Source organism: Streptomyces sp. YJ-C3 (assembly GCF_053891275.1).
Window position 1 is genome coordinate 2387811 of record NZ_CM132685.1, and the last position, 21643, is coordinate 2409453.

Genomic DNA, 21643 nt, shown 5'->3' on the forward strand with positions numbered 1-21643 from the left:
GACCTTGCCCAGGTCACGTACGCACCACGCCGCTCGAAACCCGCCAAACTCGGCCACCAACAAGCCAGTTGACAAAAACAACGATCAGGTGGCGAGCAGCCGCTTCCGGCACTCGTCCACATCGAAGTCGGCCTTCGGGTACTGCGGATCGAGGGCCTCGAGATGCTCCGCGAGCAGGGTGCTGATGGCCCAGTTCCGGTACCACTTGCGATCGGCGGGCACCACGTACCAGGGCGCGTCGTCCGTGGAGCACCGCTCGAGCGCGATCTCGTAGGCGTCCTGATAGGCGGGCCACAGCGCCCGCTCCTCGATGTCGCCCGGGTTGAACTTCCAGTACTTCTCCGGGTTGTCGAGCCGCTCCAGCAGCCGGCGCTTCTGCTGCTCGTAGGAGATGTGCAGAAAGCACTTCACGACGGTCACGCCGTCGTCCGCCAGCGACTTCTCGAACCGGTTGATCTGCCCGTAGCGCCGTCCGAGCTGACTGCGCGGCACCAACTCCCGTACGCGCGCGATGAGTACGTCCTCGTACTGGGACCGGTCGAAGATGCCGATCTCGCCGGCCTGCGGCAGGGCCTTCATGATCCGCCACAGGAACGGATGGTTGAGCTCTTCGCGGGTGGGCGCCTTGAACGCCTTGATGCGGCAGCCGGACGGATTGAACAGCCCGATGACGTGCTTGACGGTGCCGCCCTTGCCGCTGGTGTCCATGCCCTGCAGGATCAGCAGCACACGGCGCCGGTCACCGGCCGTGCCCGCCGCCCACAGCCGCTCCTGGAGGCCGGCGAGGCGTTCGCCCATTCGGGCGGTGGCCGCGACTCCTTCCTCCTTGCTGCGCGGCCCGCCGGGCGTGCCGGCGGGGTCGTACGACGTGAGGTCCACCCGCTCGCCCTCGGGGATGCGCAGCAGCTCGCGCAGCGGGGCCGCGGCCTTGCCGCCGGAGCCCTTGGCGCTCTTGCCGCCCTTCTTCCGGGCCTTCTTCTCGCTCTTGTCCCGGGATGTGGACTTGGCCACTGCGCACCCCTTCCGGTCAGGTCCTTCGATCCTGCGTCGGCACGGGCGGCACCGCTACTCGCGCTACCGGTGCCAGGGGCCCGTGACGGCGAACGTCGTACCGGGGGTGTAGCAGTTCACGTACATGGTGTCGCCGTCCGGCGCGAACGTGACCCCGGCGAACTCGCCCCACGAGGGGTCCTCGGGCGTCCCGATGTTCTGCCGGCCCCGCGCCATCGCGTACACCTCGCCCTTCCGTGTCACGCCGAAGACGTGCTGCGCTCCCTCGCCGTCCTCGCAGACCATGAGGCCGCCGCTGGGCGCGAGGCAGATGTTGTCGGGTTCCTCGCCGGGCAGCTGCACATCCGTGTCGGGCCCGAAGACGATCACCAGGGTGAGACGGCGCGCGGCGGGGTCGTAGCGCCAGATCTGCCCGAAGTGGTCGGCGGCGGATCCTTCCCGGCTGCGCGCGTACGAGGACACGAAGTAGACGCACGACCCGCCCCAGTAGCAGCCCTCCAGCTTCTGCGCGTGGGTGATGCCCTTGGGGCCGAAGTCCTGGTTGCGGATGGGGGTGTGAGCGGCCAGCGGATCCGGCACGTCGACCCATTCCACGCCCCCGAACGTCGCCCCGGTCTCCTGCACCGCCGACAGGTCGGGCACGCCGGGCACGCGCATCGCCTGGAGCGTGCCGCCCGCGCGCAGCGAGCCGAGGCCGCCGCGCGGCTTCTCGGGCAGGAAGCGGTAGAAGAGGCCGAAGGGCTTGTCGAACGCGTCCTCGGTCTCGTACACGACGCCGCGCCGCGGATCGACGGCGATGGCCTCGTGCTGGAAGCGGCCCATGGCGGTGAGCGGCACGGCGCCGGAGCGGCGCGGGTCGACGGGGTCGACCTCGAAGATGAAGCCGTGGTCCTTGGTGTAGCCGTTCGTGCCGGCCTTGTCCTCGGTCTCCTCGCAGGTGAGCCAGGTGCCCCAAGGGGTGTGCCCACCGGCGCAGTTGACGGCCGTACCGGCGATGGCGACCCGTTCGGACAGCACGTTGTTGTGCCGGTCGAGGGCGAGCGCCGTACAGCCGCCCTTGCCCATCGGGTCGTACGTGATCCCGTCGACGGTCGGCACGGGGACCTTGCCGGTGACCCGGTTCTCGTGGTTGCGCACGAGATGCACGCGGCCCTGTCTGCCGGCGAAGGCGGCCATGCCGTCGTGATTGCTGGGCACCGGGCCTTCTCCGGACCGGAGTCGGTCGCCCTCCCGGGAGAGGACCTTGTAGCGGAAGCCCTTCGGGAGGTCGAGGAGACCGGCCGGGTCGGGCACCAAGGGGCCGTAGCCGGTCCGTCCCTGAGCGGCGGCGGAGCCGGCGAACAGCTCGGACAGGGTCCCGGCGAAGGCGATGCCCACCCCCAACGCACCGGTACGGGCGAGTACGTGACGTCGTGTTGCGGACAGCCGTGTTTCAGACATGGGGCAACCTCCTGCTGGCGGACAGGAACTGTGACCCGGCTGTGTCTATCACGTGCCTTTCCCCGCGTGAACCACGCGCGTAGCAACTGCAGTTGAGGGACGGTTACTCGTGTCGCATCCCTCTATGGCACATGCCTAGGCGGGGACGAGCCCCTTGGCGTCACGAGCCAGCGCGGTGAGCCGCGAGATCGCCCGGAAATACTTCTTCCGGTAGCCCCCGTTCAGCATCTCCTCGCTGAACAGCCGGTCGAACGGCAGCCCCGAGGCGAGCACCGGGATCTCCCGGTCGTAGAGCCGGTCGGCGAGCACCACGAGCCGCAGCGCGGTGGACTGGTCGGGCACGGCGGAGACATCGGTGAGGCACACGGCCGTGAGATCGTCCGTCAGCGCGCCGTACCGGCTGGGATGCACCCGCGCCAGATGCTCCAGCAGCTGAGGGAAGCCGTCGAGCGAGGCGCCCTCGGTGGCGTACGCGGCCTGGGTGACCTGCTCGTCGGAGAACGGCGCGGGCGCCTCGGGCAGGCCGCGGTGCCGGTAGTCCTCGCCGTCGATGCGCAGCGGCCGGAAGTGCGCCGACAGGCCCTGGATCTCGCGCAGGAAGTCGACGGCGGCGAACCGGCCCTCGCCGAGCTTGCCGGGCAGCGTGTTCGAGGTGGCGGCGAGCGCGACGCCCGCGTCGACCAGCTTGCCGAGCAGCGAGGAGACGAGGACGGTGTCGCCGGGATCGTCGAGCTCGAACTCGTCGATGCACAGCAGCCGGTGCCCGCTCAGGGTCCGCACCGTCTGCTGGAAGCCGAGGGCGCCCACCAGATTGGTGAGCTCCACGAACGTGCCGAACGCCTTGTGCTCGGGCGCCGCCGGGGTGGCGTGCCACAGGGAGGCGAGGAGGTGGGTCTTGCCGACGCCGTACCCGCCGTCGAGATAGACGCCGCGGGGCCCGGCCGGGGCGGCGGCCTTCTTGCCGAGGCCGAAGAGACCCCGCTTCCGGCCGGAACCGGAGGCGTGCGCCCCGCCGAGCCCGGCGGCGAACGAGCTCAGCACCTGCACGGCCTGCGTCTGGCTCGGCTGGTTCGGATCGGGGATGTACGTGTCGAAGCGGACGGCGTCGAAACGGGGCGGCGGCACCATCTCGGCGACCAGGCGCTCCGCGGGGACGTGCGGCTCACGGGCGCACAGGGACTGGGGCGCCGCGTCGGCTATGGGGCTGATGCCCGGCTGGCGGGAGCCGGCGGCTTCGGTGGAGGACGACACAGCTCCCCAGCTTAGTGGCCGTGCCACACTGCACGTCATGCGACGCCTGTTCCCTGTGACGTACGAAACAGCAGATCACGAGGGTCGGGAGGGGCGCGACGGGCCGGTGGGGTCCGCGGGGCGTGAATGGAGCCTCGACGAGCTCGCCGACGCCTATGCCTACCCGGCCGACGCGGCGGGGGAGGTCCGGCTGCGCGCCAACATGGTCTCCACCCTCGACGGTGCCGCCCAGCACGACGGCCGCTCCCAGCCCCTCTCCTGCCCCGCCGACATGCGGATCTTCGGCACCCTGCGCGGGCTCGCGGACGCCGTGGTCGTCGGCGCCCAGACGGTCCGCCAGGAGGGGTACCGGCCGGCCCGGGCCCGGGAGGCGTTCGCCGCGCGCCGGAAGGCGGCCGGGCAGGGCCCCGCGCCGTCCATCGCGGTGATCAGCGCGAGCCTCGACCTCGATTTCGGCCTGCCGCTCTTCACCGAGCCGCTGGTGCCCACGTACGTGATCACCGGCGCGGGCGCGCCGGCGGACCGGACGGCGGCGGCGCGCGAGGCCGGTGTCGAGGTGCTGGTCGCGGGGGACGACGCGGGCGTCGATCCGCGGCGCGCGGTGCGGGCGCTGGCCGAGCGGGGGCTGACCCGGCTGCTCACGGAGGGCGGGCCGCGGCTGCTGGGCCAGTTCGTGGCCGCACAGGTGCTCGACGAGCTGTGCCTGACGGTGGCGCCGCTGCTCACCGCGGGCGCCGCCCAGCGGATCGCCGGAGGCCCTGAGCTGGCCCTGCCGGAACGTTTCGAGCTGGCATCTCTCCTGGAAGAGGACGGTTTCCTCTTCACCCGATACCGTCGGATCCGAGACTCGGCGGAATGATCCGTTCCGTTTGGCTTCCGCTGGGCACACTAAAACTCGCAGACCCCGTGCGGCCACGGGGCAGGATGGTTTCCGCAGGTCCCCCAGGGGCCGCCGCCCCGCGGCGGCCCACGGTAGGAGAAGAAGGGCGCCCGTCGTGTTCACGAGCGTATTGATGATCGAGAAGGCCCTGACGTCGGCCGACGTGGAGTTCGTCACCACTTTGCACGGCGACGAGGAAGTCTCTTTCCACGTGCTGCTCCAGCCCCGCGGTGACCAGGCGGACCGCCTGCTGCGGGCCATCGACGACGTCGCGATGGGGGAGCTGGACGAGGCGGCCCGCGAGGGCGAGGTCCCCGAGGGCCAGGACGCCACGGAGCCCGCGCAGCGGGCCCTCCAGGTCTCCCTCACCGCGCTGCACCAGGCCGGGTGCGCGGCCGAGGGCAGGATCGTCGAGGACCATCCGCTCGACGCGCTCAAGGGACTGGTCGACGAGGTGAAGGCGGACGAGGTGATCGTGCTGACCGACCCGCACTACGTCGAGGAGTTCTTCCACCGGGACTGGGCCTCGCGGGCCCGGCACAAGGTGGGCGTGCCGGTACTGAAGCTGTTCTCGTACAGCAAGGCGTAGGCCGCGGGGCGCACGGCACGGGCGGGCCGGCCGAGGCAATAGGCTGGGCCCGGTCCGTAGCCGTGGTGGCTACGGACCGCGTCACCGCCACCCAAGGACCGCAGGGGAGAAACACGTATGGCACCCGGCCTGCCCACCGCCATGGACCGACCGCACTTCATCGGCATCGGCGGCGCCGGAATGTCGGGCATCGCCAAGATCCTCGCCCAGCGCGGCGCGCGGGTCGCGGGCAGCGACGCGCGGGAGTCCGCCACGGCCGAGGCCCTGCGCGCGCTCGGCGTCACGGTCCACATCGGCCACGACGCCGCCCACCTCGCCCCCGACGCCACCTGCGTGGTCGTCTCCTCGGCCATCCGCGAGGACAACCCGGAGCTGCTGCGCGCCGCCGAGCTGGACGTCCCGGTGGTGCACCGCTCCGACGCGCTCGCCTCGCTCATGGACGGCCTGCGCCCGATCGCGGTGGCGGGCACGCACGGCAAGACGACCACCACGTCGATGCTCGCGGTGTCCCTGAGCTCCCTCGGCCTGAACCCGTCGTACGCGATCGGCGGCGACCTCGACGCCCCCGGCTCGAACGCGCTGCACGGCGAGGGCGACATCTTCGTCGCCGAGGCCGACGAGTCGGACCGCAGCTTCCACAAGTACCGGCCCGAAGTCGCGATCATCCTGAACGTCGAGCTCGACCACCACGCGAACTACGCGTCGATGGACGAGATCTACGACTCCTTCGAGATCTTCACCTCGAAGATCGTCCCCGGCGGCACGCTCGTCATCGCCGCCGACCACCCCGGCGCGGTCGAGCTGACCCGCCGCATCCGCGACACGACGTCCCTCAAGGTCGTCACGTACGGCGAGTCGCCGTCCGCGGACATCCGCATCCACAAGGTGACCCCGCGCGGCCTGACCAGCGAGGTAACGGTCCTGCTGGACGGCAAGCTGCTCACCTTCACCGTCTCGGTGCCCGGCCGCCACTACGCGCACAACGCGGTCGCCGCGCTCGCGGCGGGCGTGGCGCTCGGCATCCCGTCCCGGAACCTGGCCGCGGCCCTCAAGTCCTACACCGGCGTCAAGCGCCGCCTCCAGCTCAAGGGCGAGGAGAACGGCGTGCAGGTCATCGACTCGTACGCGCACCACCCGACCGAGATGACGGCCGACCTGGAGGCGATGCGCGCCGCGGCGGACGACTCCCGCCTGCTGGTCCTCTTCCAGCCGCACCTGTTCTCCCGCACCCAGGAACTGGGCAAGGAGATGGGCGAGGCGCTGGCCCTCGCGGACGGCTCGGTCGTCCTCGACATCTACCCGGCCCGCGAGGACCCGATCCCCGGCATCACCAGCGCCCTGATCGTCGACGCGGCCCGTGCGGCCGGTGCCGACGTGCAGGCGGCCCACGACAAGGCGGCGGCCGTCGAGGCGGTCGCGGGAATGGCCAAGCCCGGTGATCTCGTTCTCACCATGGGCGCGGGCGACGTCACGGACCTCGGCCCGCGCATTCTGGACCACCTCGCACAGCGTTAAGGGAGTGCCTCCATGTCGTACGACGTCGAGAAGCCGGACGAGCAGTGGCGCGCGGAGCTGAACCCGGCGGAGTACGCGGTACTGCGCCAGGCCGGCACCGAGCCCGCCTTCACCGGTGAGTACACGGACACCAGGACCAAGGGCGTCTACGCCTGCCGGGCGTGCGGCGCCGAGCTCTTCACCTCGACCGAGAAGTTCGAGTCGCACTGCGGCTGGCCGTCCTTCTACGACCCGAAGCAGTCGGACGCCGTCGAACTGATCGAGGACCGCTCGCACGGCATGGTCCGCACCGAGGTGCGGTGTGCCCGATGCGGTTCGCACCTCGGGCACGTGTTCGAGGGTGAGGGGTATCCGACCCCGACGGACCAGCGGTACTGCATCAACTCGATCTCGCTGACCCTGGAGCCCGACGAGAGCTGAGCTCCGGTAGCCACGACGGCGGGCCCGCGCACCTCGCGCGGGCCCGCCGTCGTGTCCGTGCGTCAGCGGCCGAACCGCAGCGTCACCAGCTCGAACGGCCGCAGCGACAGGGCCACCTCACCGTCCTCCACGGTGAGCGCCGGGGCGTCCGCGAGCGGGCGCTCCAGGAGGTCCGTCGCGGTCACCGAGGCCGCGGGGAAGCCGAGCCGCAGGGACGTGCGGGCGCGGCCGCCGGCGGTCTCGTAGAGGCGGACCACCACGTCGCCGGAGCCGTCGTCGGCCAGCTTCACCGCGCTCAGCGCCACCGCGTCCGACGCCGCCGTGCACAGCGGGGCGACCGTGCCCGAGCCGGTCACACGGCGCTCGGGCAGGTTGATGCCGAAGCCCTCGCGGACCGCGTCGACCACGCTCGCGCCGGGCGCGAGCGCGTACCGGAAGCGGTGCACGCCCTGGTCGGTCCGCGGGTCGGGGAAGCGCGGGGCGCGGAGCAGGGAGAGGCGGACCGTGGTGGTCGTGCCGGAGTCGGACTCCCGGACCGTGCGGGTCACGTCGTGGCCGTACGTCGAGTCGTTCACCAGCGCCACCCCGAAGCCCGGCTCGGCCAGGTGCAGGAAGCGGTGGTTGCAGGCCTCGAACTTGGCGGCCTCCCAGCTCGTGTTGGTGTGCGTGGGCCGGTACAGGTGACCGAACTGCGTCTCCGCCGCGTACCGGTCCGCGTGCACGTCGACCGGGAAGGCCGCCTTGAGGAACTTCTCCGTCTCGTGCCAGTCCACCTCGGTGTCGATGTCCAGGCGCTTCGTGCCCGCCGCCAGCGTCAGCACCTGGGTGGCGCGCGAGGAGCCGAAGGAGCGGACCACCTCGACCGAGACCCCGGCCGCGGTCTTTGAGAGGACCGTCACCGTGTCGACGTCCGTCAGATCCGTGACGACATTGCGGTAGAACGCGTCGACGTCCCACGCGTCCCACATGTTGGGGAAGTCGGGGTGGATCTGGAGCAGGTTCGCCGCCGCGCCCGGGGCGACCGTCTCGCGGTCCGCCTCGATGTCGTACGCCGAGACCACGAGCCCGCGGGCGTCGATCTCGACCCGCAGCAGACCGTTGTCCAGGACGTGGCCGCCGTCCGCGCGATCCGTCAGGGTCACCGTGCCGGACACCGCCGGGACGCCCGCGCCGCCCGCCGCGATCCCGGACCGCTCGTGCGCCGCCGCGTTGAAGACGAGCTCCTCCTCGCCGTCGCCCGCGAGCGCGCGCTGCGCCGCGTCGACGATCCCGGTCAGCTCCGCCGCCACCGCCGCGTACGTCTTCTCCGCCTCGCGGTGCACCCAGGCGATCGACGAGCCCGGCAGGATGTCGTGGAACTGGTGCAGCAGGACCGTCTTCCAGATCCGGTCCAAGTCCTCGTAGGGGTAGGGGAATCCGGTGCGCACGGCGGCCGTCGCCGCCCACAGCTCGGCCTCGCGCAGCAGGTGTTCCGAGCGGCGGTTGCCCTGCTTGGTCCGCGCCTGGCTGGTGAGGGTGGCGCGGTGCAGTTCGAGGTACAACTCGCCTACCCAGACGGGAGGTTCGGGGTACTCCGCCTCGGCCTTGGTGAAGAACTCGGCCGGCGTCTCCCAGGTGACGTGCGCCGAGCCCTCCAGCGACTTCATGCGCTTGGCCTTGGCGATCATCTCGCGGGTGGTGCCGCCGCCGCCGTCGCCCCAGCCGGTCGGCGCCAGCGAGTGCCGGGCGACGCCCTTGTCCTTGAAGTTGCTTGCCGCATGGGCGATCTCGCGGCCCAGCATGGAGCAGTTGTACGTGTCGACCGGCGGGAAGTGCGTGAAGATCCGGGTCCCGTCGATGCCTTCCCAGTTGAAGGTGTGGTGCGGGAACTTGTTGACCTGCGACCACGAGATCTTCTGCGTCAGCAGCCACTTGGAGCCGGCTGCCTTGATGATCTGCGGCAGGCCCGCGGCGAAGCCGAAGGTGTCGGGCAGCCAGGCCTCCTCGTTCTCGATGCCGAACTCGTCGAGGAAGAACCGCTTGCCGTGCACGAACTGACGGGCCATCGCCTCCGAGCCCGGCATGTTCGTGTCCGACTCCACCCACATGCCGCCGGCCGGCACGAACCGGCCCTCGGCGACCGCCTTCTTGACCTTGGCGTAGACCTCGGGGCGGTGCTCCTTGATCCAGGCGTACTGCTGGGCCTGGGACATGGCGTAGACGAACTCGTCCTCCGATTCGAGGAGGTTCGTCATGTTCGACGTCGTACGCGCCACCTTGCGGACCGTCTCGCGCAGCGGCCACAGCCACGCCGAGTCGATGTGCGCGTGGCCGACCGCGCTGATCCGGTGCGCGGAGGCGTCCGCCGGGGCGGACAGCACGCCGGTGAGGTGCGAACGGGCCCCCGCCGCCGTGCCGTTGACGTCCTGGAGGTCGACGGCGTCGAGGCAGCGGCTCACCGCGCGCAGCAGCTCCCAGCGGCGCCCGCCCTCCACCGGCAGCTGCTCCATCAGCTCGCCGACCACCTCCAGGTCGGCGACCAGCTCCCACACGTCCCGGTCGAAGACCGCGAGATCCATCCGCTCCAGGCGGTACTGGGGCTCGTCGCCCGCGGTCTCCTTGTCACCGAGGTCGGTCGGGCGGAACGGGTTGTCGCCGAGCAGCACCGGGTTGGAGGCCGCCTCCAGGTGCCACTCGACCCGCTCACCACCGGTCGCCGGGTCGCCGACCCGCACCCACTGGTTGCGCGGGTTGACGGCCTTGACCGGCTCGCCGGCCGGCGTGTAGACGAGCGCCTCGCACTGGAAGCCGGGCATCCGCTCGTCGAAGCCGAGGTCGAGCACCGCCTCGACGGTCCTCCCGGCCCACCCGGCGGGCACCTCGCCGGTCACCTTGAACCAGGTCGTGGCCCACGGAGCCCCCCACGCGTCGCCGACCGCGACCGGCTCGTGCGTCGCGGCCAGGCCCTCGGCGACCGGCACCGGCTCGCCGGGCGCGGTCCACGCCTCGACCGTCAGCGGCACCGACTCCGGGTACACGGCAGGGCGGATGCGCTCGTCGAGCACGCGCTTGAGACGGGCCTCTACCAGGGCGCGGTCGTCATGCATGGGGGCTCCAACTTCTCGTGGTGCGGGTGTTACCAGGGGTGTTACCGGGGCTCAGCGACGGTAACCGGTGCGGCGGACGAGAGTCAGTCGACCTCTTCGGGGGTGACCACCGCGGTGATGCCGCGGGCGGCCAGGTGCTCTGTGTCGTGCGCGTGCTCGGCCAGGACCACGGCGGGGCGGACGCCCTGAGCCGTCAGACGGTGCCAGGCCTCGAAGAAGACGCCGCCCGGACCGCACAGCGCACGGCGGGGTGACGCGACGGTGTCCCCGGTGTCGAGGACGAGCGCGGTGCCGCGCGGCGCGGGCTCGTGGTCGCGGCCGCGCCACTGCTCGACGACCCGCGCGATGGCCGCACCCGCGGGCTTGACCTCACGTTCGTTGGTCAACAGGCCCAGGCTGTACTCGAGTTCGGGGAAGTCGGCGAGGTCCCGGGAGACATCGTGCGAGCACCACCAGGTGACCCCCCAGACGTTCTCGCAGTCCAGCGCGTTGGCGATGGTGGCCTCGGTGAAGTGCGCCGCGTGCTCGGCCGGGATGTGCGGGGCCGGCGCGCCGACCTCCTGCAGCCAGACGGGCCGCTCGGGGTCGGTGTGCCAGGCGCGGGCCAGCTCGATCAGGTACGCGGCGTGGTGCTCGGTCGCCACGCCCGTACGGCCGTGCCGCTGGGCGGTGCCGTTGAACACCCACGAGTGCACGGCCGTCGCCCCGCCGAGCCGGGCGGCCTGCGCGGGCGTGAACGGATGCCCGTCCAGGTACCAGGCGGCGTCGTACTCGGCGTGCAGATGGAACTTCCCCGGCGCCCCCGCCTCGCACGCGGCGAGCATCCGCTCCAGCCACCTCCCCGCCTGCTCATGGGAGATGCGGTCCGGGTCGGGGTGCGGGTCGCCCGAGAACTGGTTGATCTCGTTGCCGATGGTCATGCCGAGGAAGTTCGGCCGGTCGGCGAGCGCGGCGGCCAGCGTGCGCAGGTACTCCTCCTGGCCCGCGACCACCTCGGGGTCGGAGAAGAGGTTGCGGCGGTGCCAGGTCTGCGTCCAGGCCGGCAGGAAGTCGAAGCTCGACAAGTGCCCTTGCAGGCCGTCCACGTTCACGTCGAGACCGCGTTCGGCGGCGGCGTCCGCGAGCTGTACCAGCTGCTCCACGGCGCGCGGCCGGATCAGCGTCCGGTTCGGCTGGAACAGCGGCCACAGCGGGAAGACCCGCACGTGGTCGAGGCCGAGCGAGGCGATCGAGTCGAGATCGGCGCGCACGGCGTCGAGGTCGAAGTCGAGCCAGTGGTGGAACCAGCCCTGCGTGGGCGTGTAGTTGGCGCCGAAGCGCAGCGGGCGGGCCGTTTCGGGCATGCGGCAGTTCCTAGTCGTACGGGGAAGGGGTGGGGGACGGACGCGTACGGGCTCAGCCCTTGACCGCGCCCTCGCCGACCCCGCGGAAGAAGTAGCGCTGCAGACAGGCGAAGAGCACGATCAGCGGGGCCACGGCGATGACGGTGCCGGCGGCCACCAGGCGTTGGTTGTTGGCGAACGTGCCGTGCAGATAGTTCAGGCCGATGGTGAGCGTGAAGTTCGCCTGGTCGCTCAGCACGATCAGCGGCCACAGGAAGTCGTCCCACGCCCCCATGAAGGAGAAGATCGCGACGACGGCGAGCGTGCCCTTCACCGCGGGCAGCGCGATCCGGGTGAACCGCTGCCAGGCGTTGGCGCCGTCGCAGTAGGCGGCCTCCTCGATCTCGTACGGGATGTTCGCGAAGGCGTTGCGCATCAGCAGCACGTTCAGGGCGCCGACGCAGCCGGGCAGCACCACGGCGGTCAGGGTGTTGTTGAGCTGGAGGTCCCGCATCGTCATGAACTGGGCGATGATGATCGACTCGACCGGCACCAGCATCGCCATGACGAAGGCGACCGCGGTCAGTTTCCGTCCGCCGAACTTCAGCCGGGCCAGGGCGTAACCGGCGAGCGCCGCGCCCACGCAGTTGGTCAGGACGTTGGCGACGGCGACCTTCAGCGAGTTCAGCGCGAAGTCCCAGACCGGGATGAGGTCGGCGACCTTCTTGAAGTTGTCGAACGTCGGGTGCGCGGGGAGCAGCTTCGGCGGATAGCTGTAGATGTCCTCGGTGGGGCCCTTCAGCGACGTGGACAGCTGCCACAGGAACGGGCCGACGAGGATCGCGAAGACCACGAGCAGCAGCAGATAGCGCAGGACCAGCCGCCAGACGGGCGGGCGGCGGCCACCGTCGGCCGTGAACCTGTCGATCGTCCGGGAGGGGGTGCGGGACGGAGTGCGGGCGCTCACGCGTCCTCCTTACGGTCGGCACGCAGCACGAGCAGCATCAGCACGAGGGTGATCACGAACACGACCACCGAGATCGCCGAGGCGTAGCCGACCCGGCCGGACAGACCGGTGCCGACCTGCTGGATCAGCATGACGAGCGTGGTGTCCTCGCCGCCGGGGCCGCCGGTCGGGCCCGCCATCAGATAGACCTCGGAGAACACCTTGAAGGCGTTCACGGAGGACAGGGCGGCGACCAGCACCATCGTGGGGCGCACGGCCGGCACGGTCACGCTGAGGAAGCGGCGCACCGCACCCGCCCCGTCCACGGCGGCGGCCTCGTGCAGCTCGCGCGGGACGTTCCCGAGCGCGGCCATGTAAACGATCATGTAGTAGCCGAGGCCCTTCCAGACCGTCACCAGCATCGCGCTGACCAGCAGCAGCCACTGGTCGCTCAGGAAGTGCACGGGTCCGACGCCGATCGCGCCGAGCACGGCGTTGACCAGGCCGCGGTCGTCGAGCATCCACACCCAGATCAGGCCGACCACGACGACGGAGGCGACGACCGGCGTGTAGAACGCGGACCGGAAGAAGGTGATGCCGGGCAGATACCGCTGCACCAGCATCGCCAGCAGCAGCGGCAGGATCACCAGGAGCGGGACGACGCCGACCATGTAGAGGACGCTGTTGCGCAGCGCCGTCCAGAACCGCTCGTCGTGGAACAGCTCCGTGTAGTTGGCGCCGCCGATCCAGTCGCCGCCGAGGAGGGTGCGCCGGTCGGTGAAGGAGTTCGTCACCGTCGAGACGAACGGGTAGATGACGAACGCGCCGTTGACCAGCAGGCCCGGCAGCAGGAACAGCCAGGGCGTGGACGGCAGATGGGTCCTGATCCGGCGGGCGCTCTTCTTGGCGGTGGCCGGGGGGCCGGGGGCGGCCGTGGCGGCCGGCCCCCCGCTCTGCGTGCTCGACAGTGCGGCGGTCATGAGGTCAGCCGGCCTGCTGCAGCAGCTTGTCGCACGCGGCGACGGCGTCGTCCATGGCCTGCTGGGCGGACTTCTTGCCCTGCAGGGCCTTGGCGACCTCGTTCTTCAGGACCGTCTTCATCTGCTCGGTGAAGACCGCCGGGGTGTAGTTCACCGCGGTCTTCAGGGCCTTGGCGGCGGTGACCCGGATGCGCCCCTCGTCGGTGCCGTCGTCCTTGGTGTAGTACGGCTTGTCGAGGCTGCCCTTGGTCGACGGGAAGATCGCGACCTTGCGGCCGAACTCCTCCTGGTTCTTCGCGTCGGTCACCCAGTGCGCGAACGCGACGGCGGCCGGCTTCACCTTCGACTGCGAGTTCACCATCAGGCCCTGGACGTACATGTTGTCCTTGCCGGTGTTGTTCACCGCGGGCGTGACGCCGATGTTCTTGTAGAGACTCGGAGCGTCCTTCTTGTACGTCGCCAGGTCGTTCGCGCCACCCGGGTTCATGGCGATCGACTGCTGCTGGAACTTGCGGCCCGCCGACTCCGCGACCGCGGTCAGCGCCTGCGAGTCCAGCGCCTTCGCGTCGTACAACTCCTTGTACTTCTTGACCAGTTCGACGCCCTTGGCCTCGTTGAAGGTGAACTTCGACATGTCGTCGTTCATCAGCTTCACGCCGTAGCGGCCGAAGTCCTCGACGGCCGGGGCGTTCGCCAGCATCGCGATCCTGCCCTTGCTGTTCTTCGCCATCTGCAGCGAGTCCTTGAACAGCTGGTCGTACGTCGTCGGGGGCTTCTCGGCGTCGAGACCCGCGTCCTTGAACAGCTTCTTGTTGTAGAACATCGGGCCGGTGTTCAGGTACCAGGGGAAGGCGTACGTGCCGTCCTTGCCCGGCATCTGGTGGCTCGTCCAGGCGCCCGGCAGGTACTCGCCCTTGTACTGGGCCGCGGCCTCGTCGAGGTTGAGCGCGAGCCCGGCCTTGGCGAGCGGGGTCGCGAGGTCGGGGGAGACGTTGACGACGTCGGGCAGGGTGTTGCCGGTGGCCTGCGAGCTGAGCTTGTCCGCGTAGCCCTCCGCGGGCTGGTCGACCCACTTGACCTCGACGTCCGGGTACTTCTTCTCGAAGCCCGCGATGACGCCGTTGAAGTAGTCCTTGAAGTTGGTCTTCAGGTTCCAGGTCTGGAACGTGACGGTGCCCTCGACCTTGCCGGACGCGTCACCCCCGCCCGAGCCCGAGTCCCCCGAGCCGCCGCAGGCCGTCATCACGAGGGCTGAGGTGACCGCGATCGCGGTGGCTGTGACTCCACGACGAGACGGGCGAGATATCCGCATGGCCGGGGCTCCTTTGCTCGGACCGAATACAGAGAAGTAAAAGGCAGTGCCGCGGCAGAGAACCCCGCGTTGCGGCGCTGAGGCTACTAATGCGTTTTAGCTCATGTCAATGGTTCGAGGTGAACTTGGGTGTCTGTGCAGGTCAGAGTCGAACTCGAGGGTCCTGGAGGGGGGTTTGACAGGTGTGCCGACCGGCCGTAAAGCTGGGTGCACTATTGCGCTTTAGTTCCAGGGCGCAGTCCGGTCGCACAGAATGGATATTCCCGTGGACGTGCAGGATTCCGGCATCCAGGTCGCCGGCGTCACGACGCCCGCCCTCTTCACGGGCCCCGAGCGGGAGCCGCTGCAGGTGGTGCGCGTACGAGTGCGGCGCACACGGCCGGTCGGCCCGTTCGCTGTGTCCGTGTCCGGGCCCCAGGTCGTCACCCCGCGCCCCAGGCTCGTGCGGGCCGACACCGTCGAGGCGTACGCGGGCGTCGACGCGAAGGCCGAACTTGCCGCGGCCGCAGGGGAGTCGGCGATCGAGACGGTCGTCGAGGTCGCGGTGCGGGTCGACGGCGTGGCGCCCGGAACACCGCTGCCCGCCCGGGCCCTGGTCGCCGCGCCGGACGGCCGCGAGCTGTGCGCGTACGACTTCACGCTCCCCGTCGCCGAACCGGGCTGGACCGTCCGGCTCGTCCCGCATTTCCACTACGACCCCATGTGGTGGAACACCCAGGCCGCCTACACCGCCCTGTGGGACACCCCGCTCCGCCCCGGAGAGGCGGAGAAGGGCTGGGAGTACACGGGCGTCCCGGCCTTCACGCTCGTCCCGCTGCATCTGCAGCAGGCCCGAGACGACCCGGCGTACCGCTTCGTCCTGTCCGAGATCGACTACCTCAAGCCCTTCTGGGACACCCACCCCGAACACCGGGACGAAATAAGGCAGTTGATTGCCGAGGGGCGCCTGGAGATCGTCGGCGGCACCTACAACGAGCCGTCCACCAACCTGACCTCGGCCGAGACGACCGCCCGCAGCGCGGTGCACGGGCTCGGCTTCCACCGCGGTGTCCTCGGCGCCGCGCCGCGCACCGCCTGGCAGCTGGACGTCTTCGGGCACGACCCGTCGTTCCCCGCGCTGATGCGGGACGCGGGGCTCGACTCGGCGGTGCTCGCGCGCGGCCCGCACCATCAGTGGGGCCCCATGATGGACACCTGGGGCGAGGCGCTGCGCCCGCCGACCGCGATGCAACTCCCGGCCGAGTACGACTGGTTGGGCCCGGACGGCACCGGCCTCCTGCTGCACTATCTGCCCGCGCACTACTCGGCCGGCTGGTTCTCGCACAAGGCGCCCTCGGCCGACGCCGCCGCCGAACAACTCCTTGCGCTGTACGAGCTGTTGCGCACCGGCGCCGCGACCCGCAACGTCCTCATCCCGATGGGTACCGACTTCTCCTGGCCGCACCCCTGGGGGCTCGACGTCCAGCACGCCTGGAACCGCCGCTACACCTGGCCGCGCCTCGAACACGCCGGGCCGCGCGAGCACTTCGCCGCCGTACGGGCCGAGCTGGCGGCGCGCGGCGAGCGCCCGCTGCCCGTCACCCGGGAGATGGGCCCGGTCTACACCGGCAAGGACGTCACGTACGCGGACGTGAAGCAGGCGCACCGGGCGGCCGGGAACCTCGTCCAGGAAGCCGAGACGTTCGCGGCGCTCGCCCACGGCCTGGGGCTGACGCGCTACCCGGGCGACGCCCTGGACAAGGCGTGGCGGCACCTGCTGCACGCGGGGCACCACGACGCGGTGACCGGGACCTTCTCGGACCAGGTGTACCTCGACCTGCTGCCCACCTGGCGGGAAGCGGCCGAACTCGCCGAGGACGTAAGGGAGTCGGCGCTCGCCGCACTGACCTCGGTCGCCGACACGACGGGGCCCGAGGGGTCGGTGGCGGTCACCGTCTTCAATCCGGTCTCCTGGACGCGCACGGACGTCGTGCGCACACGGGTGGCCCTGACGGACCTGACAGCTCTGACGGCTCTGACCGATCCGGCGGGTCCGGCGGACCCGGCACGTCCGGGCGCGGGTTTCGACGTCGCGCGGATCGCTGTGCGGGACGCCGCGGGAGGGCTCGCGCCCGTACTGGTCGAGCACGTGGGCGCGGACGAGGTGGCGCTCGCCTTCCTCGCCGCCGACCTGCCGCCGCTGGGGCACCGCACCTGGTGGCTGGTGGTCGCCGACGCACCGCTGTCCGGCGGCTGGGAGCCCGTGCCCGAAGGGGAGTTCGCGCCCGAAGAGGAGTCCGTTCCCGAGGGGGAGCCGGTGTCCGCGGGGAAGCGGGTGATCGCCAACGCAGCGTTCCGCATCGAGGCCGATCCGGCGCGCGGCGGCGGCCTGAGCCGCGTCACCGACCTGTGCGGCGGGCAGGAGCTGTACGCGCCCGGCGAGGTCGACGAACTGGTCGTGCAGGACGAGTACGCCGCCCACCCCTTCTTCGAGGAAGGGCCCTGGCACCTGCTGCCCAAGGGGCCCGGTGTCGGATCAGGAGCCGCGCCCGCCGACAGCTGCACCGTCGAGCGGAGCCCCCTCGGGGCGCGTATCGTCGCCGCCGGCCGCACCGGGCCCGCCCGCTGGACCCGCACGACCACCCTCTGGCACGGCCTCGACCGGGTCGAACTGACCACCCGCGTCGACGAGTTCACCGGCAGCGACCAGTTGCTGCGGCTCCGCGTCCCGGCGGACGTGCCCGGCGCGCTGCCCGTGGCGGAGACCGCGGCCGCCGCCGTGGGCCGCGGCTTCGCCTTCCCCGACACGGACACCGGCACCGACCACACCCGCGCCCCGTGGACGCTCGACAGCCCGTGCCTGAACTGGTTCGCCCTGTCCTCGACCCTGCGGGCCACCCTGCTCGGGCCGGACGGGGTGCCGGTGGGGGAGCGGGCCCTGGGGGCGGGGGAGATCGTGCTGCCGGACGGTGGGGTGCCGGGGTACGGGGCCCGGATCGAGGGGCCCTGTCCAGATGCCGATGCCGATGATGGTGCCGGTGCCGGACTCGGTGCCGATCCCCTCCGCGACCTGGTCACCGCCCTCGTCCGGTACGGCGTCACCACGACGCCCACCCGGGCCCGGGGGCCCCGCTGGGGCGATCTCGCCGTCGACAGCAGCCTGCCGGACTTCCGGATCGCCGTCGGCGGGCCCGAGGCCAACTCCTTCACGGAGGCGGTGCTCGCCGACGCCGGGCCCGCGTACGCCGAGGCCGTGCGCGCCGCGCGCGGGCCCCTGGTGTGGGTGCCCGCGCGGACCGGGCTGCGCGAGGCGTGGGTTCCCGGGTGCGACCTGACCGGCGTACGCGATCTGCCGGTGGCCGTCCTCACCGGTGACGATCTGCCCGCCGCCCTGGCCGCGCTCGCTCGGGCCGTCGCGCAGAAGGGACGTGTCGAGGCGCTGAGCCCCGTGCCCGCCGCGCCGGAACCCTTCGAGGACCGCACCGTCGCCCTGCTGGTGCGCGGCACCCCGGGGTTCGCCGTCGACACCCGGGGGCGGCTGCACAGCTCGCTGCTGCGGTCGTGCACCGGGCGGCCGTCCGGCGCGTGGATGGACCCGCCGCGGCGTACCGCCCCCGACGGCAGTGCCTTCCAGCTCCAGCACTGGACCCATGTCTTCGAGCATGCGCTGGTCGCCTCGTCCGGCGACTGGCGCCGGGCCGATCTCGTGCGCAGGGGACGGGAGTTCAACCAGCCCCTGACCGCCGTGACCGGCACCCCGCACCCCGGCACCGCCCCGGCCGCGCGCTCCCTGCTGACGGTCGAACCCGCGGACCGCGTCCTCGTCGAGACCGTCAAGCGCGCCGACGGGCAGGCCCTGGCCGTGCGGCTGCGCGAGACCCACGGGCGCCCCGTCGGGACCGCCCTGACCACGGCCGTCCCGGTGCACGGCATCGCCGCCGCCGACCTCCTCGACACCGCGCGCGACGACGCCGACCCGCTGACGCTGCCGGGACACGCGTACACCACCGTGCGGCTCGACACCGGCCCGCTGCCGGCGACCGAGCCCCGGCAGGAGCACGTGCGGCCGCGGTTCAGCCGCTACTGGCTGCACAACACCGGCACCGCCCCGCTCGGCGACGCCCCGTACTCCCTGACGGTGTCCCCGTCGGCGCTCACCGCCTCCGGCCACGGACCGCTGCGCACCGACGTCGTGCTGACCTCCAACTCGGCCACCGGAAAAGACTGTTCGGAGCACGCGGTGACGGTACGGCCGCCCGACGGCTGGACGTCCTCCTGGACCGCCGGCGAGGTACGGCTCACCGCGGGCGGCCGGGCCCGGCTGCCGCTCGTCATCGACGTGCCGGAGGGCGCGCCCCCGGGCGACCACCTGGTGTCCGTAGAAGCGGCGGGCGTCGAGGACTGCCTCACCGTCACCGTGCCCGGCGCCGACGGGCCGCCGCCCGGCCTCGACGTCCACGTGCCGTGTACGGCGGTACGGGTGGCGCCCGGCGCCGCCGCCGAGATCCGGGCCGTCGTGGGCAACACGCTGCACGGTCCCGTGCACGGCGAGGCCATCGCCGTCTCCCCGTACGGTAGTTGGCGGATGATCGCCGAGCGCGCCGTCCCGCTGCGGGTGCCGGCCCGGGGCGAGACGGAGGCCGTGTTCCGTGTCCGGCCCCCGATGGACACTCCGCCTGGGGTCTACTGGGTCCTGATCAAGGCCGTCTGCCGAGGCCGCTCCGCCTACGGACCCGCAGTCGCCGTCACCGTCGACGGAGCCGACGCACCGCACACCGCACCCGAGGGGGCATCCCGATGACACCGCCACCGCCACCGCAGGGCGACGGCGCCAGGACGACTCCCGCGCGCCGTCCCACCATCAAGGACATCGCCCGCCGCGCCGGGGTCTCGGAGAGCGCCGTCTCCTTCGCCCTGAACGGCCGGCCGGGCGTCTCGCAGGGCACCCGCGACCGCATCCACCGGGTCGCCGAAGAACTGGGCTGGCAGCCCAACAGCGCCGCCCGCGCCCTGTCCGGGGAACGCTCGGGCAGCATCGGCCTGGTGCTCGCCCGGCCCGCGCACACCCTCGGCGTCGAGTCGTTCTTCCTGCAGCTCGTCTCCGGCGTCCAGGAAGTGCTCGCCGCCCGCAAGGTCGCCCTGCTGTTCCAGGTCGTCGAGGACATCGACGCCGAGTGCGCGGTGTACCGGCGCTGGTGGGCCGAGAACCGGGTCGACGGGCTGCTCGTGGTCGACCCGCGCACCGACGACCCGCGCCCCGAGCTCCTCGGCGAGCTCGGCCTGCCCACCGTCGTCATCGGCGCGCCCGCCCTCGGTGCCGACGCCCCGCACGTCTCGACGGTGTGGGCCGACGACTCGGCCGCGATGGCGTCGGTCCTCGCGCATCTGCACGGCCTCGGCCACCGGCGCATCGTGCACGTCGCGGGCCTGCCCGGACTCGCCCACACCGAGCGGCGCATCCGCTCGCTGCGCACCGAGGCCGGGCGGCTCGGGCTCACCGGCACGGACGTCCGCTCGGTGACGACCGACTACTCCGACGCGGAGGGCGCCGAGGCGACCCGGCGCATCCTGGACGAGGCCGAGCCGCCGACGGCGATCGTCTTCGACAACGACGTGATGGCCGTCGCGGGCGCCTCCGTCGCCGCCGAGCGCGGCATCCGGGTGCCGCAGCAGCTGTCGCTGGTCGCCTGGGACGACTCGGCCCTGTGCCGGCTCACGCACCCGCCGCTCACCGCTCTGGTCCGCGACACCTCCGGGTTCGGCCGGCTCGCCGCGCAGGAGCTGCTCGACCGCCTCGACGGCGGCCCGGTCCGCAGCCTCCAGGCCGAACTGCCCCATCTGGAACCGCGCGAGAGCACGGGGCCGCCGGCTCGCTGAGGGCGGGGCGGTGCGGGGCGCCACGATGGCGTGGTCCCGCGCGGGCCACAAGGGGGCACGTGCGGCCGGTCGGGGACAATGGGGGCGTGACCTCCCCCGACGTCCCCCGCACCGTCCCCGACCGCCCCGATCTGCGCGCCGACTGCGGCAGCTGCTTCGGCCTGTGCTGCGTCGCGCTGCCGTTCGCCAAGTCCCAGGACTTCGCGCGGAACAAGAGCGCGGGCACACCCTGCCACCACCTCCAGGACGACTTCCGCTGCGGCATCCACACCCGGCTGCGCGACGAGGGTTACCCGGGGTGCACCGTCTTCGACTGCTTCGGCGCGGGCCAGAAGATCTCCCAGGTCACCTTCGAGGGCGTCAGTTGGCGCGAGCGCCCCGAGAGCGCGCGGGCGATGTACGAGGTGTTCCCGGTGATGCGTCAACTCCACGAACTGCTCTGGTACTTGAGCGAGGTCCTGGAGCTGCGCCGGGCCGAGCCCGTGCACCGCGACGCCCGCCGCGCCCGCGACGACATCGAGCGGCTCACGCGCGCGGGCGCCGACGAACTCCTCGCGGCCGACGTGCCCGCGATCCGCGGCGACGTGAACACCCTGCTGCTGAGGGCGAGCGACCTGGTGCGCGCCGAGGTGCCCGGGCGCAAGAAGAACCACCGCGGCGCCGATCTCGTCGGCGCCCGCCTGCGCACGGCCGATCTGCGCGGCGCCACCCTGCGCGGCGCGCTCCTCGTCGCCGCCGACCTGACCGGTGCCGATCTGCGCTCGGCCGACCTGATCGGCGCGGACCTGCGCGACGCGCGCCTCGGCGGCGCCGACCTCACGGGCTGCATCTTCCTCACCCAGGCCCAGCTGAACGCGGCCCGCGGCGACGGCGCCACCAGGCTGCCCCCGGGGCTGACGCGGCCCGCGCACTGGGCCGCGTAACAGACCGCACCGAGCGGCCGCTTCCCCGAAACGGGGCCGCCCACGCCGCCCGCCGACCGGTTCACGCGATGGGGCGATCATGGTCGGGGCCGTGGATGCCGGTCGAGGCGCA

General features: G+C 71.9%; 15 protein-coding genes. 7 read left to right on the forward strand and 8 right to left on the reverse strand.

The window, feature by feature from the left end:
• Positions 1 to 84: 84 nt before the first annotated feature.
• The 3 genes from ACVHNB_RS10605 to zapE form a co-directional block, all read right to left on the reverse strand.
• Positions 85 to 1011 carry a polyphosphate kinase 2 family protein gene (locus ACVHNB_RS10605; protein WP_428951637.1) on the reverse strand — a complete coding sequence of 309 codons (927 nt, stop codon included), beginning with the start codon at positions 1009 to 1011 and terminating at the stop codon, positions 85 to 87.
• A 63-nt stretch (positions 1012 to 1074) separates the two neighbouring features.
• Positions 1075 to 2451, reverse strand: coding sequence for an alkaline phosphatase PhoX (locus ACVHNB_RS10610; RefSeq protein WP_428951636.1), 1377 nt, complete (start codon positions 2449 to 2451; stop codon positions 1075 to 1077).
• 135 nt (positions 2452 to 2586) lie between these two features.
• A complete protein-coding gene (zapE, locus tag ACVHNB_RS10615) occupies positions 2587 to 3702 on the reverse strand; it encodes a cell division protein ZapE (RefSeq protein ID WP_428951635.1) in 1116 nt (371 codons plus the stop codon).
• A 37-nt stretch (positions 3703 to 3739) separates the two neighbouring features.
• Between zapE and ACVHNB_RS10620 the strand changes: the two genes are divergently transcribed.
• From ACVHNB_RS10620 to msrB, 4 genes are all read left to right on the forward strand, one after another.
• The gene (locus tag ACVHNB_RS10620) at positions 3740 to 4561 is read left to right on the forward strand and encodes a pyrimidine reductase family protein (protein ID WP_456227898.1); all 822 of its coding nucleotides are present in this window, start codon (positions 3740 to 3742) and stop codon (positions 4559 to 4561) included.
• 136 nt (positions 4562 to 4697) lie between these two features.
• Complete coding sequence (locus ACVHNB_RS10625; protein ID WP_428951633.1) at positions 4698 to 5171, forward strand: indole-3-glycerol phosphate synthase; 474 nt, start codon at positions 4698 to 4700, stop codon at positions 5169 to 5171.
• 117 nt (positions 5172 to 5288) lie between these two features.
• Positions 5289 to 6686: a UDP-N-acetylmuramate--L-alanine ligase gene (murC, locus tag ACVHNB_RS10630; RefSeq protein WP_428951632.1), complete on the forward strand. Its 1398-nt coding sequence runs from the start codon at positions 5289 to 5291 to the stop codon at positions 6684 to 6686.
• Positions 6687 to 6698: 12 nt separating this feature from the next.
• Positions 6699 to 7106: a peptide-methionine (R)-S-oxide reductase MsrB gene (gene msrB, locus ACVHNB_RS10635; protein WP_428951631.1), complete on the forward strand. Its 408-nt coding sequence runs from the start codon at positions 6699 to 6701 to the stop codon at positions 7104 to 7106.
• A gap of 62 nt (positions 7107 to 7168) precedes the next feature.
• On the opposite strand, the gene ACVHNB_RS10640 is transcribed toward msrB, so the two are convergent.
• From ACVHNB_RS10640 to ACVHNB_RS10660, 5 genes are all read right to left on the reverse strand, one after another.
• On the reverse strand, positions 7169 to 10192 hold the full coding sequence (locus ACVHNB_RS10640; RefSeq protein ID WP_456227899.1) for an alpha-mannosidase: 3024 nt from the start codon (positions 10190 to 10192) through the stop codon (positions 7169 to 7171).
• 83 nt (positions 10193 to 10275) lie between these two features.
• Entirely contained in the window at positions 10276 to 11535 is a 1260-nt protein-coding gene (locus ACVHNB_RS10645) for a glycoside hydrolase 5 family protein (RefSeq protein WP_428951629.1), read from the reverse strand.
• A 52-nt stretch (positions 11536 to 11587) separates the two neighbouring features.
• Positions 11588 to 12481, reverse strand: coding sequence for a carbohydrate ABC transporter permease (locus ACVHNB_RS10650; RefSeq protein WP_428951628.1), 894 nt, complete (start codon positions 12479 to 12481; stop codon positions 11588 to 11590).
• Positions 12478 to 13440: a carbohydrate ABC transporter permease gene (locus ACVHNB_RS10655; RefSeq protein WP_428951627.1), complete on the reverse strand. Its 963-nt coding sequence runs from the start codon at positions 13438 to 13440 to the stop codon at positions 12478 to 12480. Before ACVHNB_RS10655 ends, ACVHNB_RS10650 begins: the two co-directional genes overlap by 4 nt.
• Positions 13441 to 13444: 4 nt before the next feature.
• Positions 13445 to 14752: an ABC transporter substrate-binding protein gene (locus ACVHNB_RS10660; RefSeq protein ID WP_428951626.1), complete on the reverse strand. Its 1308-nt coding sequence runs from the start codon at positions 14750 to 14752 to the stop codon at positions 13445 to 13447.
• A gap of 265 nt (positions 14753 to 15017) precedes the next feature.
• Between ACVHNB_RS10660 and ACVHNB_RS10665 the strand changes: the two genes are divergently transcribed.
• The 3 genes from ACVHNB_RS10665 to ACVHNB_RS10675 all read left to right on the forward strand — a co-directional run bounded on the left by ACVHNB_RS10665 (position 15018) and on the right by ACVHNB_RS10675 (position 21531).
• Positions 15018 to 19532: a glycoside hydrolase family 38 N-terminal domain-containing protein gene (locus tag ACVHNB_RS10665; RefSeq protein WP_456227900.1), complete on the forward strand. Its 4515-nt coding sequence runs from the start codon at positions 15018 to 15020 to the stop codon at positions 19530 to 19532.
• Positions 19529 to 20608 carry a LacI family DNA-binding transcriptional regulator gene (locus ACVHNB_RS10670; protein ID WP_428951624.1) on the forward strand — a complete coding sequence of 360 codons (1080 nt, stop codon included), beginning with the start codon at positions 19529 to 19531 and terminating at the stop codon, positions 20606 to 20608. Before ACVHNB_RS10665 ends, ACVHNB_RS10670 begins: the two co-directional genes overlap by 4 nt.
• Before the next feature lie 86 nt (positions 20609 to 20694).
• Entirely contained in the window at positions 20695 to 21531 is an 837-nt protein-coding gene (locus ACVHNB_RS10675) for a pentapeptide repeat-containing protein (protein WP_456227901.1), read from the forward strand.
• The last annotated feature ends 112 nt before the right edge of the window (positions 21532 to 21643 follow it).